The 2,468-nt window shown below is 43.0% G+C and carries 1 protein-coding gene; it reads left to right on the top strand.

The genetic code is table 11. The features are described from left to right. The first annotated feature begins 269 nt into the window (after nt 1-269). Nucleotides 270-2,291: a diguanylate cyclase gene (locus CAG69_RS14100; RefSeq protein WP_046875963.1), complete on the top strand. Its 2,022-nt coding sequence runs from the start codon at nt 270-272 to the stop codon at nt 2,289-2,291. Nucleotides 2,292-2,468 lie beyond the last annotated feature (177 nt).

The raw sequence follows: 2,468 nt of genomic DNA on the forward strand, positions 1-2,468 counted from the left end.
ATTCACAATCAAGACAATTATTTGTCTCATTGATGAGATTTTGCTTCTTGGGGTATGAAAAACACTCTTATTGATTATATTGTGACCGAAAACCATTTCGACATCTAAAGATGGTGATTTATTATTCAGCGCAAAATACATGGGAATATGAGGCTGGCTGAATAACCTTCAGCTACCTTAATAATAAAATAACCAGAATTCTCTATTACACTGAAGTAACTACCCATTAGGGAAGAGCAATAATGTCACTATTTCATTCGCTTAGGACGATGCCACTACTATTGGGGTGTCTGTGTCTTTCTATTCAGGCATCCGCAGAAAAGGTTGAACAAGAAGGTAAGTTTTTACAGTCGCTAGAAGGCATTGAAAATCAAATTTACGCATTACCTCAGAGCTCTTTGGCTTTGATTGAGGCGTTAGAAGAAGACTCTCTACTACAAAATCAACCAACAGAGCTACTGGTACGTTATTGGCTTGCAAAGTCCACGGTTCTAGAGCTACTTGGGCGCGCGGAAGAGAGCCAAAACGTCGCACAAAAAGGGTTGGAACTTGTGCGTCCACAAAGCCATGAGTATCTCTTATTTAAGTTGATTCAGATGCGAACTATGGTCGGAAAGAGCGATATCGATACCGCGCTGTCTTCGTTGGATAGTTTGTTGGAAACATCGCGTGAAAATGGCGATAAGCAGCTCGAGTCGGAGATCCTGTTGCTAAAAGGACGTTACTACGATGAGCAGGGCGAGTTTAAAAAATCCTATGCCGCAATTATGTCGTCAATGGATGCGGCTGAGTCCTCTGGCGTTCAAGGATTGGTCGAACGGGCGGCGCTAGAGCTTGGTGATGTACTGGTCAAAATTCAGGGCTATGACCGTTCAGAAGCATTGTTGGAACAAGCGTACCGTTATTTTAGGGATAGACGCATGTCGTTCAATGAGCTGCTGAGCGTCTTAACGATAGCAAAGCTTCATAAGGCACAGTTCCAATACGAAGAGGCGATTGTATCGTATCAGAGAGCGCTAAAGCTCGCGCAAATCATTGGTGACGGGCGCTTTAGGTTTCGAGTTAACCTCGAGCTTGCTGCGTTATACCGTGAGACGAACCAAGAAAGTAAGATGGTTCGCCACTTAAAGTTGGCGGAGAACTTACAATATAGAGAAACCTCTAGCGCCTACTTAGCTACATTTAAGCTGTTGCAAGCTGAATATATGCTAGAACAGAAGCAGTTTGAGACACTTCTAGCGATGATCGCGCCTATGTTGCCGGAAATTATCGAGAGCCGATATGTTAAGCAACAGCAAATGGAACTATTAAAAGTGGCAGCCATGGCCTACGCGGGAAGCAATGACTTTAAATTAGCGTATAAAACTTACGGCAACTATCACGATAAATTCATCCAATTTAGCAACCAAAGAGAAGTTGAAAATCTTGAGCGTCAACAGACGCTATTTGAGCTAGAAAGACTTGAATATGAGAACGAAGATCTCAACTGGAACAACGTGTTGCAGCGTATGGAGCTGGAAAATAACCGTCGTACCTTTTATCTATTGGGTGAAGCGCTACTAGCACTCATTGGTGTTCTCTTTTTGATGGCAGTGGTATTCCTTGTTGTGAATCGATCACGTTTAAGAATGCGCCGCCTAGCAAAGACAGATACGTTGACAGGGTTATTCAATCGCCGTTTTTTAGAAGATTGGTTCACTAAACCCGTAGAGACGAAACGTGAACGCAAAGAAAAGCCGACGCCTCAATCTAAGCAAGAAAAGGTGCAGCATTTTGTGTCTGAGCAAGTCGAGCAAGTTAAGTACGGCTACCTAGCTTTAAACAAATGGGTGGATAGCAAGCTCGATAAACAGAAAATGGTGCCAAAGAAGCCGCAGTCGGGGCCGGTAAGTTTAGCGCTAATCGATGTAGATTATTTTAAACAGGTAAATGATACCTATGGACATGTGTTCGGTGATGCCGTACTAACAGGCGTTGCCAAAGTGCTAGAAGAGACGGTGCGTGAAAATGACATTGTTGCACGCTTTGGTGGTGAGGAGTTTGTCGTTGTGATGCCCAATACCGATCATGAAGACTCTCTCATTACCGCTGAACGATTACGTAGCGCTTTATCCTTACATGGGTTCGTCACGGAACAGAATGAAGAAGTGAGAGTGACCTGTAGTTTTGGTGTTGTGACGACTGAAGATAGCGAGATGAATTTTAAATCACTCTGTGATCAGGCGGATAAATTACTTTATCAAGCTAAAGCGGATGGACGTAACTGCGTGAAAGGGCGCAAGCTGACCTAATAAAATCAAGAATGCAGGCTCATCAAACGGTGAGCCTGAATTCATCCTCCTACTGATTACTTCAAAATCGCTTAAGAGTATCGAATTACATACTCATAGCGTTCAGTATTTTCTACTCGTTTTATCTCCCCCATTTTCAAAGTACTAATGTCACTTGTGTATACGAAGCTATAACAC

The organism is Vibrio sp. V43_P6S15P86 (assembly GCF_009904725.1).
Classification (GTDB): domain Bacteria; phylum Pseudomonadota; class Gammaproteobacteria; order Enterobacterales; family Vibrionaceae; genus Vibrio; species Vibrio diabolicus.